Genomic DNA, 16,038 nt, shown 5'->3' on the forward strand with positions numbered 1-16,038 from the left:
AAGGTTACAGTTTTTTGAAAGTTTTTAGCTTTTCAACAGCACACTATTGGCCCATTCCTGCAGATTCTTGGTTTGCTTTTTGCTGTAATTTCGATCGCCAAATAGTTTTACCCAGCGTATTCCTCGAACCGCATTGGTTAAAAAAACTTCCTCGGCCTGGCGCAGATCTGCAGGCCGAATAGGGCGTTCTTGAATGTTCCAACCCACTTGTGGTGCTTCGCGCAGCAAATATTTTCGGAAAACGCCATCGATGCATCCTTCTACTAGTGGAGGGGTAATCACTACCCCATCGCGAACGATGAACAGATTGGAAGTAGCGCTCTCGGCAAGTCGCTCGTGTTGATTCAGGATCAAACTATCTCCCAATTGGTGTTTGCGGGCAAAAATGGCCCCCAACACATACGGCAGACTATTGCAGGTCTTCAAATTGGCCAACAGTGAGCCAGCATGTACCTGAGCGATATTGCAAATGGCTACACTCAAGCCATCTTTGTTCCAGGTGTATTCTTGGTCATCCAGCCTTTCAGCCTCTATTAAGAAATGGGCATCATTTGTTAATGGAGTGTAAAGGCCACCATCTGCTCTAAAAACGGTAATTCGAATCCGGCAATTGGGCATTTTTTCAGTAAGCGCTTCTATTTGCTGCTTCCAAAACGCCAAATTCCAGTCCACGGAGGGCTTTATCTCCAAAGCAGCCATGCCTACGTGTAGCCGCTGCAAATGAAGTTGAAGCAGCGGAATTTTATGATCAAACTTTCGAATGCTTTCAAAAAGTCCATCACCATAATGAAAAGCGCGATTATTTGCACTGAGGCAGGCTTGATTGGCATCAATCAACCGGCCATTCAAATTTATGTTTTGCTTGCTCAATTGCACAGAGATTAAGATGCAAAATTAAAGAACGGTTTAATCTATTCTATGTTTTATCCTTTAAGTTTCTTCGCTTGTCGATAAATTCAGCGAACAGTGACCTAATGCTTTATTTTTGAAGATAAATCTACTGAAGTGAAAAAGCAATTGTTCGATTTTGCCAAAAACACGTTAAAAAATAGCTTTATGACCGAACAAGACAACGAGCGTTCCAAACACGCTGAAACCATCATTCGAAACCACGTTCTTTGGTCGATGGGTGCTGGATTTATCCCGGTGGTTATTGCAGATGTATTTGCAGTAAGTGCCTTGCAGTTGGATATGATTCGCCAATTGGCCAGAGTATACAACATCGATTTCTCCGAAACTCAAGGCAAGGCCATCGTTACCTCTCTGACCAGTGCAACTTTGGCGCGCATCGCCGCGGGAAGTGTGGTCAAACTGATTCCCGTTGTTGGTTCATTAGTCGGTGGAATCTCCAATTCCATTTTTGCCGGGGCTTCCAGTTATGCCCTGGGCGAAGTATTCAAAAGACATTTTGATACCGGAGGTACTTTTTTGGACTTTGATGTTTCTCGTTTAAGTAAAATCTACAATGAGAAATTTGAAAAAGGCAAAAAAGTAGCCGAGCAATGGAAAAAAGAGGAGACCATTCGCAAAAAACCAGCGGATGAAAGCAAGGATGCCCCTGAAGAGGTGGTGAGTGCTCCTGTTGCGGATAAACCAGCAGCTCAACCCAACGGGCAGGAAATTCTGGCTAAACTCAAAGAATTGGCCGATATGCGCGACAGTGGGATTCTTTCGGAAGAAGAATTCGCTACGATGAAAACGAAGCTCATCGGTATGTTTGGATAATATTGACGTTCCCGTCGGGGCGCACTAGTCGGGGCGCCCCTGTGTGGGCGCCCGCAAGGGACGCCCCGACAAGTATTATTGTATTGCGCCGACAATTTTTTTTTCTACCTTTGACCCAACCAAAAAAAGTAATGATCGCTCATGGGTTGGTTCAAACGATTGAAGGACGGTATTCAAACCGCCACCCGCAACAAGAAAGAAGCTCCTGAAGGGCTGTGGCATCAGTGCATTCGCTGCAAAGAGGCCAGCACGATGAAAGAGATGCGGGAAAATTTTTACAAATGTCCAAAGTGCAATTACCACACCAGAATAGGTTCCTACGATTATTTTGATTTGCTGTACGACCATCAGGAATACGGTTTGCTGTTTGAGGAATTGCGCTCCAAGGACATGCTGCACTTTACGGACCTGAAGGCTTATACCGATCGATTAGTCGATGCCTACAAAAAAAATCGGGTTACCGATGCCATCACCGTTGGTGTAGGCAAAATCAATGACCTGCCGTTGGTGATTGCCGCCATGGATTTCAAATTCATCGGTGGATCGATGGGTTCGGTGGTGGGTGAGCGCATTTCCAAAGCCATTGATTTTTGTATCGAAGAGCAATTCCCCTTCATGATCATCTCCAAAACCGGAGGAGCAAGAATGATGGAGGCCGCCTTTTCTTTGATGCAGATGGCCAAAACTTCCGCTAAACTTACCCGTTTGGCCAAAGCCAAGCTTCCTTTTTTCTCGATGCTGACTGATCCCACCACGGGTGGCGTAACGGCCTCTTTTGCCATGTTGGGAGACATCAACTTTGCGGAACCAGAAGCGTTGATCGGTTTTGCTGGCCCCAGGGTCATCAAGGAAACCATCAAACGAGAATTGCCAGAAGGTTTCCAAACTTCCGAATTTTTGCTCGAACACGGATTTCTGGATTTTATCGTGGATCGCAAAGATCTTAAAGACAAAGTGTCGGAGCTGTTGCAACTTTTTGCCACAGTTCATGCATAAATTAAGCCAGGTATTTGAACTTTAGCTTCCCTATTGTCATTTATCATTGTCAGGATAGCCACAATTCAATACAATTGTGGCTATCTTTATTTATTCCTTTTTCTATCGGTCAAAATTTTTTCAATGCGCGAATACATCTCCGAAATCGATCAATGGTTGGCCAATGGCAAACCCTTTAGTACCGCTACGGTCATCAATACCTGGGGCAGTGCGCCTCGTCCTATTGGCACCATGATGTTTGTTGGCCCTGAACTGGAGATGCTGGGCTCAGTGTCTGGAGGCTGTGTAGAAGGCGTGGTGCTAAAAGAAGCCGATGAAACCAGCTCGGGAAGCAGCATCAAAAACCTCAAGTTTGGCGTTTCAGACAACGACGCCTGGTCGGTCGGTTTGACCTGCGGTGGCACCATCGAAATCTTTTTGGAGAAATTTGTTGCCTTCGATTCCCCTGCTATTTGGCAAGCTTTGCGCAACAACCTCCTGGAAAACAAAAGCTGTGTGTTGATTTCCAAATTGTCTGGTGAAAAAGCACAGCATTTTTTGGTTCATCCCAATGGCAGCACCATAGCGGAAACACCCGTTGAGCTTATTGCCGCAGCGCAAAAAGCCTACCAGGAGCGCAAAAGTCAACCTGCCGAAGCTTTGGGTGAAAAATGGTTTTTGCGCGTATTCCCCAAAAAACACCAACTGTTTATCATCGGCGCGGCTCATGCTGCCGCAGAACTGGTGCATTTGGCCAAATATTTTGACTTTGAAACCATTGTCATCGATCCTCGGGGCACTTTTGCGCAGAACACCCATTTTCCTACAGCTCCCGATAAAATGTACGAAGATTACCCTGCGGAAATTCTTCCTGAATATGAACTGGATGAATATACTTTTGCAGTCATGATGGCCCACGATCCCAAAATTGATGATCAAGCCTTGCACTTGTTGCTGCGCTCCAAAGTTGCTTACATCGGCGCACTATCCAGCAAGGGTTCCAACGAAAAACGCCACGAACGCTTAATCGCCGCAGGATTTACCGAAGAAGAATTCAAACGTATTCATGCCCCCGTGGGCATACATATTAAATCCAAAACTGCCCCAGAAATTGCACTCAGCATTCTGGCTCAAATGATTTTCGTGAAGAATCAGTTTTTGTAAGGTTTTCCGTTTAGGGTTTAAAATATGCTATTCGACTGCGCAAAATTGTGTGAACCCTAAAGAGAAAACGGTTCTTCCCTTCCATGAAGTGGCAAGACAAAAATTTGGATCATCAGTAAGGTTTTTATTTCTTGTCAAAAATCTTGTATGAAATCAATCAGTTCTTTTTCAGGGGGAATTTTGTTTTTGCTTTTGTTCAACCTGCAATCACTTTTCGCACAAAACGTCTACGACAACGACCCCATGCAACGCCTGCCCTTGGGGATGAAACTCTCCGAATATGCACCACATTTGCCAATTGGGGGGAAAGTAGATAAATCAAGAATCAGCCCCCCAAACTGGTGGGTAGGTATGAAAAACCCCAATTTGCAACTGATGATCTACGACCAGAACATCAGCAAAAGTACCGTCAAAATCAATTATCCGGGCGTCAAGGTCTTAAAGGTTCAACCCGGAGAAAACCCCAATTATATTTTTATCGATCTGTTGATCAGCCCAACTGCCAAACCGGGAAAGTTTACGATTTCATTGGGTGACTCCAAAACGTACACCTACGAACTGCAAGCCAGAGAAAAAAGTGCCTTAAAAAATCAGGGATTGAATCCTGCCGACAATATGTACCTGATTATGCCGGATCGTTTTGCAAATGGCGACCCCAGCAACGACCGCTTTGATGACATGCGGTCCGATTTGCTGAACCGGGACAAGATCTATTTTCGCCACGGTGGCGATATCCAGGGCATCATTGATCACCTGGATTATCTTCAGGATCTTGGTTTTTCCGCAATATGGATCATGCCCTTATTAGAGTCAGATCAACCTTACGAATCCTACCATGGTTATGCCCCAACCGATCATTATACCATCGACAAACGCTATGGTTCCAATGCCTTGTACAAGCAATTGGTTGAAAAAGCCCATGCCAAAGGCATCAAGGTGATCATGGACATTATTCATAACCACGTAGGCGATCAGCATTGGACGATCATGGACATTCCGTTCAAAAACTGGATCAACCAGGAATGGCCCAGCCTCACCAAGTCAAATTATCGGGACGCTGTATTGATCGATCCTTATGCATCTGAAACGGATCGGAATAAACTTGCCAACGGATGGTTTGATAGCCATATGCCAGACCTGAATCAGCGCAATCCTTACCTGGCCAATTACCTTTTGTACAGCAATCTTTGGTGGATGGAGTATTCTGGCCACGATGGATACCGGATTGACACCTATTTTTACCCAGATGAGCAATTTATGATCAATTGGGGGAAAAGAATGCAACAAGAATACCCAGGGTATAATTTCTTTGGAGAAACCTGGGTGCAAAGTACCCTCGCGCAAGCCCAGTTTACCGCAGGAAATAAATTGACCAACACGCCGCGTTATTTGCCCGCAGTCACTGATTTTCAACTCAACTATGCTCTTTTGGAAGCCGCTTCAGGCCGCCAGGGTTGGACAGACGGGGCAAACCGCCTCTACCTTACCCTGAGCAATGATTTTTTGTACCAGGATGCCCGCCGCAATGTTACATTCCTTGACAACCACGATGTGAGTCGTGCTTTGTCTGTATTTGGAGGTGACTGGCGGAAATTTCATGCGGGATTGACTGCACTTTTGACCATTCGTGGTTTGCCTTGCCTGTACTATGGTACTGAAATAGGCATCACTGGCTCTGGTGGTTCTTTTGGCGAAGCAGGGCGGAAAGATTTCATAGGTGGTTGGAAGGAAGACCGGGTCAATAAATTTACGGCTGCCGGACGTCAGGGCATGGAAGAAACGACCTATCAACTGCTGCGTAAGTTGTTGAATTACCGAAAAAATACTCCTGCGCTTCAAACGGGCAAAACCCGCCACTTTATTCCCGAAGATGGGGTGTATGTCTATTTCCGCTACGATGACACTAAACGGGTGATGATGCTCTGGAACACCACCGATAAACCTCAGGAACACAACCTGGCACGGTACGCAGAAATGCTAAAAGGGTATCAGAATGGCCGGGACGTGCTCAAGGAGGAGACGGTGGATTTGAATGCCATCCGACTCGAACCCTTTTCATTGAGGGTCATTGAGTTGAAGTAGGGATAAGCGACTCAATGGGAACGCGGAGGACGCGGATTAGGCGGGTTTTCTTTTGCCTTCGGCAAAAGTTTTCTTAGCCACAAATTGCACAAATTTTCACAAATTGGACACTCACTTCGTTCGTGTCTATGTTAGCTAGCGCAAACAAAGTTTGTGCTAGAATTTGTGAAAATTTGTGTAATTTGTGGCTAACACATCACGCCGAAGGCGGGATCAAAATCCGCGTAAATCCGCTCAATCCGCTTCCTCCGCGTTCCCATCATGCCGCTTTTGTTCCCAAAAAACCATTCAATTTTGCGCATGAAACTGTATTTTGCACAAAAAAAATCATGCGCAATCGTTACCTCTGTTCTCTCTTTTTTTGCTTCCTGTGCACAGGAATTGCCTTACAAGCCCAGAACAAGAAGCCCGCCAAAGGCCAATCCAGTATTGATCAAAAACTAGCAGAATTGGGTATTGTACTCCCTGCCGTTTCTGCGCCCATTGCCAATTACGTCAACTGCGTACAAACCGGAAAACTAATCTTTTTGGCAGGAAAAGGTCCGAGTAAAGCAGATGGTACTTACATCGTGGGCAAAGTGGGGACCGATTTGACCATCGAACAAGGTTACGAAGCCGCCCAACTCACCGCCATCAATCAACTCGCGGCGCTCAAAGCCGAAATCGGCAACCTGGATCGGGTAAAACGCATCGTGAAAGTATTGGGAATGGTGAATTGTGGCCCCGATTTTGGGGATCAACCCAAAGTCATCAACGGTTATTCCGATTTGATGGTCAAAGTATTTGGAGACAAAGGGAAACACGCCCGGTCCGCAGTCGGCATGATTGCATTGCCAAGGAACATGGCAGTAGAAGTGGAAATGATCGTCGAAATCCAGTAGGGGCAACCCTACGTGGTTGCCCCTACTGGATTTGGGCGCCCACGAAGGGAGCCAGATTTGGGCGCCCACAAAGGGGCGCCCCGACAATATCAATTAAATATCAATTTCTTCGCAACGATCCCCTTATCGAATCGTACCTGCAATACGTACGTACCCGCAGGCAATCCTCCGCGCAGTAGTTCAAAGCTATTCTCGCCAACGTTGGCATAGCCACGCACCATTTTCCCATCCAGGGAGTACAGTGCGATGTCTTGCATCTTGTGCTCTGCCGCCGACTGGATGTAAATCCGATCAGCAACCGGGTTTGGTCCGATTTTCAATTTCACCACATCTTCCTGAATGATGTTTTCAGTAGAAGTAGCCAAATTCAATTGCAGGAAAGCCCGAGGGATAAAGACCGCCATCATGGTATCGATGTAAGCCATTGCTTTGGCTTTGCTCATGTTGGGGTTGGTCAACAATCCGTCAGCATGCAATTTTTTGGCATCAAAGGTTGTACCAAGGGCCAGGTTGGTACCTGCTACCACCAACTTCAAAGTGGTGGTATCCCACCATTCCCATGGACCCGCTTCAAAACGGTTGCCTGGGGTCACGAAAGGGTACATGTTATTGGTAGAAAGCGTCGTTGCTTTTCCTCCTACACTGAAGGTTGGGAAAGGAATCGGAATATTGCTGATTACCTTGTTCTTCTGATTGACAAAGCTGGCGTCGTTGATCGCAGCAGCCATTTTATCGTTCAGTTTGAAATTATTGGCACGTTCAACTATAGAACGGGTACCAGATACACTTACTACGAATTCACGGGTAGTAGGCACAATTACCGCACCATCGCCAAATGGGGCAAATGGATCTGCAAGTACGTGGAAACCGATTACGGCAGGCTCACCAGCTTTGCCTTCCAACCAGCTTGAATCACCCATTGCACCACCCATGTTTACCGCCATGTTGAAGCTAGAGCTGTAACTCACGTGATTGGGGAGGTTAAGTGGTTTTGCCGTAGTACCAAATGGATTTCCATTCAAGCTGGTATCTACATAAGCCGTCAGTTTGTCGGTATCGATGAATTTCGTGATCTGGATTTCTTCTTTGAAACGATCCAGATAAGCAGCACCCAGGGCAATGTAGCCACCAGTTCCTTGGCCCCAAAGTACGATGCGATTTGGGTCAATGCCATAAGGGTTACTTTCAGCGGCTACCGTTTTGCGAATAAAACGAATGGCTGCTCTACCGTCTTGAACGCCACGGTATGATGCATTCAACAAGGTACCTGTACGGATGTTTTGTCCAGCTGGCCCAGTTGCAGCGGGATTCCAACCCTGACGGTAACTGGTTACGCAAACTACGTAACCAAGGCCAGTCAAACGGCGCGCAAATTCAACGCATGATGAGTCGCTACGTGCACCCGTAATACCACCATTGATTAAAGGTGGCAAGAAGCTACCCGTGTGGAAATAAATCACTACTGGCCGGCTTTTCTCAACATCCCCGGCAGGAGTGTAAATGTCCATTTTTAAATCTTCTGGAGCAATGGTAGGGTTGCGCAACACCGTGATATTGGTTGCATAAGTAACGTTCCTTTGAACCGTAAATCCTGTGAATACTTTGGTTCGGTATCGGCCAGCTTGAGCAGATAGGCTCAGCGTTCCTACTAAAGCAATCAACAACAGCAGCAAAGTGTTGAGTTGTTTCATTTGAAAAAGTTTTTGAGTGTGTGAAATGAAATGACCAAAAAAATTGAATTCAAGAGTTTATCTGCAATAATTGCCAATAAACTCTTGAATATAAGGTTTATTATTTTTTCTTCCAATCGTAAGTCATGGATAAATAAGCCATGCGGCCAATCCGAGGGCCTCCATACGTTTGGAAAGTCAAGTTGTTCAATAAGTTAGAACCTCCGAGTTTGAAGGTTGTGTTGATCTTTTTTACTTGCCAATTCACCTGGGCATCCAGCATGCTGTAGCTGGGAATACCCCCTGTAAATTGAGGTGATCCTTCAAAAATAAACCCCTCAATCCACTTGTAATTGATGTTGAACCCAAAATCAGGGAATTTGATCCCCAAAAATTTCACAGCCAAATCACGCCCGGAAAGGCTGATGTTGTACTTGTGCTTAGGGGTATTGAACGCCGGGATAATCGGATCGTCGCTCACGCTATTGAGTTGGTTGAAAGAGTAGTTTCCGCCCAGCACATAATTTTGCCCAAAATAATAACTGGTTCCGATAGAAAGGCCTTGGGTAGTTACCCGATCTTTGGCATTGGCCGCCACCCGATAAGCTTGAGCGCGGGTGATCGAGTTGGTAAATGACTCAATGGTAGCATCTACACCAATATTGTACCCAATGAAATCATTGTAAAAACTGTAGTAGTAAGTGGCGTCAACATACAATTTGTCAAAAAAAGTATTGCGGTATCCTGCTTCAAGCGTTCGCACTCTTTCAGGGCGGATTGGAGCCACGTTGAAATACGAAAGTTTGGTATTGTCTTTGGTATTCAAATATTCACGCAAGGATTCAACGGTCAACAAGTTGTTAAATCCATTTAAATTGCCGATCAAAATGGCCCGACCTACATTGTAAAACAAGTATTGATCTGCCAGGGTAGGGTTGCGAATCGCGGAAGAAAACGAGAACCGAAATACCTGATTGCGATCAGGAGTATACACCAGAGAGGCGGCTGGTGAAAACAGGTAATCGAAGTTCTTGTTTTTGTCCAGGCGCATTGAACCGCTGATTTTCAATCTTTTATCCAGTTCTATCGTTCCGCCGCCATAAATACCGTATTCATAGGTATTGATTTTAGTGTCGCCAGTATCCAAAAGAATGGATCCCTTGGAATTGGGCGTATACAAACGATAGCTGGCTCCTACCAAAAGGTCAAGATCGGTTACTTTTCCTCCTTTTTCTGCTTTCACCAAATCATTGAAGTGGTATTCACCATTGGCGTGGTACAAAGCCGAGCGGTCATAAAAACGCGTGCCGCCTTCGCTGTATCCTAAGCGGCTAATGATGCTGTTGAACTCTTTGTTGAATCGATCAGTACCGGGTTCAAAGAAATCCACCGATTGAAAGAGAGCATTCCCTTTGGCCACCTGAAGCTGCGCCAAAGAATGGTATATCTCCAAAGAATCTTGAACTTTGGAGTTGCCTAAAAATGCATTTTGAGCAACTCGAAACTCATCCGGCTTTCCAATGAAATTGATGGGATTGGGATAGCCCTCAATCTTTCTTACCCTAGGGTTAATGCTGGTTTGCCAGAAATTGATGTAGTCTGATGCCCACTTTACGTCTTCTTTTGCATTTTCCTGCAATTGCAAAGCCGTAAAATAAGGATCGTAAGAATCTCCAGCATCTTCATGGGTTGCATAAAACCGCAGGAAGTATTTGTCGGTTTGCTTCAGTTCAATTTTGTGCTGAAAAAACTGAATGCCCCGCAAACTGTAGCGGTTGTCGCCTTGATAAACGGTCGTACCCGTGCTGTAGTTGGTACCCAAAACCAGCTCTGCGGATTTGTAATCTTTGGCGGGGTTGATGCGAAAATGCAGCGCAGTTGCCGCTTTCAGGTTTTCAGAATTGTAATTGACTACATCAATTTCCTTATAGCCCTTGCGGTGGATAATTCCCATACCGGGCAATGAAAAGGAATTGGTAAAGTCATTGGAAATCAAGTATTCGTCGCCATAGATGTTTACACCATCAAAACCTCCCGGGTTGTTCTTGCCGCTTGGAGTATCGTATACTGGATCATAATTGTCGGCGATCCAGTCGTCGGCTCTAAATCCGGAGATGTTGAATTTGAAAGCAAAGAATTCTTTACCTGCTTTATTCTTAATGGCATCTGCCCAACGAATTCCACCTTCAAACAAACTGCGCTGCCCACCTTTGATTTGCACGCTTAGGCCTTTGTTCAAAAACGGGTTTTTGGTTTGCATGCTCACTACGCCATTGAAGGCATTGGGGCCATAAAATGCAGAAGAAGCCCCGATAATCAGCGTCACATTGTTGACATCCAGCTCGGAAGCACCCAAAAAGTTGCCCAGAGAGAAGTTCAAGCCTGGCGACTGGTTGTCCACGCCATCAATGATTTGCAAGGAACGCACCGGACTGGTACTGTTGAAGCCCCGCATGTTGATGATTTTGAATCCCAAACTTGCCGCGGTCAAATCCACTTCCTTCAACGAACCCAAGCCATCATAGAAGTTTGCCGCAGGCGTTTCGGTTATCCCGATGGCATCCAGGGTTTCCATGGTCAAGGGCGATTGTACCTTCTTTTCGGAAATGCGTCGGCCTTTCACTTCAACCTGATCAATGGTAACGGCATCTTCGGAAAGATCTACGACAATTATTTGACTGGAAGTGGTTACGCTTACTTCCTTATCGGTATACCCTACATAAGAAACCAGGATGGTAAATGGAAGCTTTTGTTGAGTAGACAATTCAAATTTGCCTTCCAAATCTGCAACAACCCCTTCTGTGGTTCCTTTCAGAATCACCGTCGCATTGGCCAACCCCTCTTTGCTATTGGCATCTTTGATTTCTCCTCGAATGGTTGTTTGGGCATAAAAAATGCACGAACCAGAAAAAAACAAAATGATGCTTAGCATCAGCGACTTAGATAGATATTTCATGCTGAAAACCGATATAGTGAGCGAATAATATTCTAAATGGGGGGCAAATTAGTGAAAATTCGCTAATAGTTAATCTTTTGTAAACTGAATTTTAGCCAGGAGTAAAGAACCGGACAAATTATTATTCCGAACATTACACCTATAAAGAAATTATTTTGTGTATTTAGGCTAAATTAGGAAGGTTTACCAAAGAATTACTCAATTGAAATGAATGGCCGACAACCCAAAACCTAAAATCAACGCCAACCATTTGCCAATCGAGAATTGATGGCTGGAGTGGGCATCATTTTCAAAAAGGATGGTGGAACCAATTTGCAACAAATTGCCAGTGACAATGGAAAGCAAAATAGCCAAGGTGGATGGGCTGTTGAGGAAAAACTGGGCAGAAAACGCAGCAATGGGCGCCATCGAAGCAAACAAGAGCAAAAAAATGGCGCTTGACCACCGCTGAATGCCACTCATCAACAAAAAAGAAGTCAGTGCAAAAGCCGCCGGAATATTGTGTATCAAGATGCTCAGAAACAGGTGATGAAACTGATTCTCGCTATTGCTTCCTTGGATGGAATGAATAAAAGCTCGATACCCCCCTAAGGGCAGCCCTTCAATCAAAGCATGTAGGCACAATCCCAACATGATAGAAAATGCCAACCAACCCGTTTTTTGCCCATGTGCATGAAGGTGACCATGCTCAACGCCTCCCGACCATTCTTCGAGTAGCATTTGCAATCCGAATCCCAGCAACATCCACAATCCGGTGTAATGATCTCCTTTGGAAAACAAATCGGGGAGCAGTTGTACCAGTACCACACCCAGAATAAAAGCGCCGTTGAACAACATGGTGTACCGTACCACTTTGGGCTTCTTATTGCCCAATGAAAAAGCCAGTACGCCTCCAATTATTGGGGTTAAAAACAGGAGCAGATATTCCCAGATGTACATTCAGAATGATGCTTGATTTGGAAAGAATAGTTGTTTAAAAAAGCGAAGGTACGTTTTTGCAACAATGTTGCCAATGATTAATCCTAAAAATGCCCCCATTAAAATATCCAGTGGATAATGTACCCCAACATACACTTGTCCCAGCGCGATGCTCGCCGCCCACAAATGCAAGGGCAAACGAATGCGCCGATAATGCAAACCCAGCGTCAAACTCAAAAATGCGGCCACCGCAAAATGATTGGCCGCATGCGATGAAGTGAAGCTGTAGCCACTGCCGCAATGCACCAAAAGCTGCACTTTATCCTTGATCTCGGGGTCATTGCAAGGGCGCAAACGATGCACCGCTGGCTTGATGACCTTGCTGCTAATCGTATCGGCCAGCCCTACGGACAAAGCCAGACCCAGAATCAGGTACAATCCAGCTTTCCGATATTTGTACCCCAAAAAAACGGCCAATGCCAGGTAAAACGGAATCCAGGTCGATTTTTCGCGCCAGATGGGCATCAACCAATCCAGTACCGCATTGTGGGTGTGGCCATTGATGATTTCAAAAAGGTATTGATCAAAAGCGGTGAGTTCTTCCATGAATTTAAATTGTAGGCAAAGACGGACGGGGCAAATATAAGGTAAGATTAGAAGAAGTCCATAGTTGTGGGATAACAATGGAAAAACCGCAACTTATAGTAACTTTGCATCAAATCTTAACCCAAATCCTATGGCACTTATCAAGTCAATTTCCGGCATCAGAGGCACCATCGGCGGATTGCCTGGACAAAACTTTACCCCCCAAGACATCGTAGAGTGTACCGCTGCTTTTGGTACCTGGTTGTTGCAAAAAGGCAATCCTGCCAAAGTCATCATCGGTCGGGATGCCCGTATTTCGGGCCCCATGGTTCGGGATCTGGTGGCCAGTACCCTCATCGCGCTGGGGATTGATGTCATCGATCTTGGATTGTCCACTACGCCCACCGTTGAAATGGCGGTAACCTTTGCCGGGGCTGGTGCAGGCATCATCATCACCGCCAGCCACAACCCCAAAGAATGGAACGCCTTGAAATTTCTCAACGAAAAAGGCGAATTCATCTCTGCTGCCGATGGCGAAGCCGTCCTGAACCTGATCGCCAATGGCGGCATCAGTTACCAACCCGTTGATCAATTGGGAAAAATTGAAATGGACAACGATTTTTTGAACAAACACATCCAGGCCATCATTGACATGCCCGAGGTAGAAGTAGATCTAGTGCGTGCCAGGGGCTTCAAAGTTGTACTTGATCCAGTCAATTCTTCTGGTGCGCTGACTGTGCCTCAACTTTTGGAATACCTGGGCTGCGAGGTGATCACCATAAATGGAGCGCCCAATGGGCAGTTTGCACACAACCCCGAACCGCTTCCTGAGCATTTGACCGCCCTTTCTGCAACCATCCTGGAGCACCACGCTGACCTGGGCATTGCGGTAGATCCTGACGTGGACCGCCTGGCACTGGTCTGCGAAAATGGTGTGGCTTTTGGCGAAGAATATACCCTGGTTGCTGTTGCAGATTACATTCTGCAACGTTCCTCTGGCAATACGGTTTCCAATCTGTCCTCTTCCCGGGCCTTGAAGGATGTAACCCTTAAGCATGGCGGGCAATATTTTGCTGCCGCAGTGGGTGAAGTAAATGTAGTCGAAAAAATGAAAGCCGTAAACGCGGTAATCGGAGGTGAAGGCAACGGTGGCATCATCGTTCCCCAATTGCACTACGGCCGCGATGCCCTGGTGGGAATTGCCCTGTTTTTGTCCTGGTTGGCCAAGTTTGATGGCAGCGCTTCTGCATTGCGCGTTACTTATCCCGATTACCAAATGGTGAAAGACAAAATTTCACTGCCCGAAGGCCTGGATTTGGAAGGAATCCTGCAAAAACTGGAAGAAAAATACCAGCACGAAGAGCACAGCATGATCGATGGATTGAAAATCGATTTTGCCAACAGTTGGTTGCACCTGCGCAAGTCGAATACCGAACCGATCATTCGCATTTATGCCGAAGCCCCCAGTTTGACGGAAGCCCAAGGACTGGTGGATAAAATCAAAGCCGAAGTAGTGGAGCTCTTATAAAGGGGCACCAACCACAGCAATAAAACCAAATAAACCATGACGAGCCAAACAATGGTTGCTTCACTGGAAGCCTATTTTCAAATCTATCGGAAAAACGTGATCGGGGCCAATCAAAAATTCTTGACGCCCTATGGCCTACAAACCATTGTTTACGCCGATTGGACGGCCAGCGGGCGCCAATACCAGCCCATTGAAGACATCCTGACCAATGATATTGCCCCTTTTGTAGGCAATACCCATACCGAAACAACCATTACGGGCAGCGCCATGACCCTGGCTTACCACCGCGCCAAATCCATCATCAAAGCCTACGTAGGCGCAGATGAATCCGATGTGTTGATTTCTTCCAACTCTGGCATGACCGGGGTGGTGAATAAATTTCAACGCATTTTGGGTTTGAAAGTCCATGAGCGCCACCAGCACCTGGTGCAATTGGCCGAAAACCAACGCCCCATTGTATTCATCAGCCACATGGAGCACCACTCCAACCAAACCAGCTGGTTGGAAACCTTGGTGGACGTGGAAGTGATTGCGCCAACCGCTGACGGATTGGTGGATCTGGACAACCTGGAGGCCATGCTTCAGCGGTATGCTCAGCGGGAAACCAAAATCGCTGCGGTAACTTCTTGTTCCAATGTAACCGGCTTGTTTACGCCCTACCACGAAATCGCCGAAATCATGCACCGCCATAGTGGGTTGTGTTTCGTAGATTTTGCTTGCTCCGCACCATACATCGACATCAACATTCGTCCGGCAAATCCCTTACAACACCTGGATGCCATCTTCTTTTCGCCACACAAATTTTTGGGCGGCCCTGGTTCGACTGGAATTTTGATTTTTGATGCCAAATTGTACAAAAACCGCATTCCCGATAATCCCGGAGGTGGTACGGTGGATTGGACGAATCCCTGGGGTGGCCACAAATACATCGAAGAGATCGAAGCCCGCGAAGATGGTGGAACCCCCGCTTTTTTGCAAACCATGCGCGTCGCTTTGTGCATGCAACTCAAGGCGCAAATGGGGGTAGCCAATATTTTGCAACGCGAACATGAATTGCTTGACCTCATTTGGGATCGCCTCGAAAACATTTCCAACTTGCACATTTTGGCGCATGGCCACCGCAATCGCCTGGGGGTGATCTCCTTTTACATCGATGGCCTGCACTACAATCTTGGCGTACGCATCCTCAACGACCGCTTTGGCATACAGGTGCGCGGAGGCTGCTCCTGTGCGGGTACGTACGGCCATTACCTGCTGGAAGTTTCCCGGGAGCATTCCAATTCGATCACCAATAAAATCAATTTTGGAGACCTTTCCGAGAAACCAGGTTGGATCCGCATGTCGATTCACCCCGTCATGACAGATGCTGAAGTGCGCCACATCATGGATGCCATCACCGAATTGGCCGCAAACCACGAAACCTGGGGACGGGATTATTTGTACAATGTACACACCAACGAATTTCAGCACCGCGAAAATCAACACCTGGAAGAAGAACTCGTTGAAGAGTGGTACAGTAAATTGAACCAGAGAGGATTAATTTGAGCAACCCCA

12 protein-coding genes are annotated in these 16,038 nt (G+C 46.3%); 7 read left to right on the forward strand and 5 right to left on the reverse strand.

Annotation, left to right across the window (positions count from 1 at the left end; all coding sequences use genetic code 11):
- Positions 1-24: 24 nt before the first annotated feature.
- Positions 25-870: an aminotransferase class IV gene (locus ABW391_RS15355; protein ID WP_353482772.1), complete on the reverse strand. Its 846-nt coding sequence runs from the start codon at positions 868-870 to the stop codon at positions 25-27.
- Between the two features lie 135 nt (positions 871-1,005).
- Between ABW391_RS15355 and ABW391_RS15360 the strand changes: the two genes are divergently transcribed.
- From ABW391_RS15360 to ABW391_RS15380, 5 genes are all read left to right on the forward strand, one after another.
- Positions 1,006-1,725, forward strand: a complete 720-nt coding sequence (locus tag ABW391_RS15360) for a DUF697 domain-containing protein (RefSeq protein ID WP_353482773.1) — start codon at positions 1,006-1,008, stop codon at positions 1,723-1,725.
- 141 nt (positions 1,726-1,866) lie between these two features.
- Positions 1,867-2,721 carry an acetyl-CoA carboxylase, carboxyltransferase subunit beta gene (accD, locus tag ABW391_RS15365; RefSeq protein WP_353482774.1) on the forward strand — a complete coding sequence of 285 codons (855 nt, stop codon included), beginning with the start codon at positions 1,867-1,869 and terminating at the stop codon, positions 2,719-2,721.
- Positions 2,722-2,844: 123 nt separating this feature from the next.
- Entirely contained in the window at positions 2,845-3,864 is a 1,020-nt protein-coding gene (locus ABW391_RS15370) for an XdhC family protein (RefSeq protein WP_353482775.1), read from the forward strand.
- A gap of 147 nt (positions 3,865-4,011) precedes the next feature.
- Positions 4,012-5,946, forward strand: coding sequence for a glycoside hydrolase family 13 protein (locus ABW391_RS15375; RefSeq protein ID WP_353482776.1), 1,935 nt, complete (start codon positions 4,012-4,014; stop codon positions 5,944-5,946).
- A 329-nt stretch (positions 5,947-6,275) separates the two neighbouring features.
- Positions 6,276-6,827 carry a RidA family protein gene (locus tag ABW391_RS15380; RefSeq protein ID WP_353482777.1) on the forward strand — a complete coding sequence of 184 codons (552 nt, stop codon included), beginning with the start codon at positions 6,276-6,278 and terminating at the stop codon, positions 6,825-6,827.
- Positions 6,828-6,916: 89 nt separating this feature from the next.
- Here the strand turns inward: ABW391_RS15380 and ABW391_RS15385 are convergent, their stop codons facing one another.
- The 4 genes from ABW391_RS15385 to ABW391_RS15400 form a co-directional block, all read right to left on the reverse strand.
- Positions 6,917-8,518, reverse strand: a complete 1,602-nt coding sequence (locus ABW391_RS15385; RefSeq protein ID WP_353482778.1) for a T9SS type A sorting domain-containing protein — start codon at positions 8,516-8,518, stop codon at positions 6,917-6,919.
- A 100-nt stretch (positions 8,519-8,618) separates the two neighbouring features.
- Positions 8,619-11,453, reverse strand: coding sequence for a TonB-dependent receptor (locus ABW391_RS15390; RefSeq protein WP_353482779.1), 2,835 nt, complete (start codon positions 11,451-11,453; stop codon positions 8,619-8,621).
- Positions 11,454-11,651: 198 nt separating this feature from the next.
- Positions 11,652-12,392 (reverse strand): ZIP family metal transporter, encoded by a 741-nt coding sequence (locus ABW391_RS15395; protein ID WP_353482780.1) that lies wholly within the window; start codon positions 12,390-12,392, stop codon positions 11,652-11,654.
- Positions 12,393-12,977, reverse strand: coding sequence for a phosphatase PAP2 family protein (locus tag ABW391_RS15400; protein ID WP_353482781.1), 585 nt, complete (start codon positions 12,975-12,977; stop codon positions 12,393-12,395).
- A gap of 130 nt (positions 12,978-13,107) precedes the next feature.
- Here ABW391_RS15400 and glmM point away from each other — a divergent pair, with 130 nt between their 5' ends.
- Together glmM and ABW391_RS15410 are read left to right on the forward strand one after the other, a co-directional pair.
- Positions 13,108-14,484 (forward strand): phosphoglucosamine mutase, encoded by a 1,377-nt coding sequence (gene glmM, locus ABW391_RS15405; protein ID WP_353482782.1) that lies wholly within the window; start codon positions 13,108-13,110, stop codon positions 14,482-14,484.
- A gap of 36 nt (positions 14,485-14,520) precedes the next feature.
- Positions 14,521-16,029, forward strand: coding sequence for an aminotransferase class V-fold PLP-dependent enzyme (locus ABW391_RS15410; RefSeq protein ID WP_353482783.1), 1,509 nt, complete (start codon positions 14,521-14,523; stop codon positions 16,027-16,029).
- Positions 16,030-16,038 lie beyond the last annotated feature (9 nt).

It is taken from the genome of Haliscomenobacter sp. (assembly GCF_040403615.1).
Classification (GTDB): Bacteria; Bacteroidota; Bacteroidia; order Chitinophagales; family Saprospiraceae; genus Haliscomenobacter.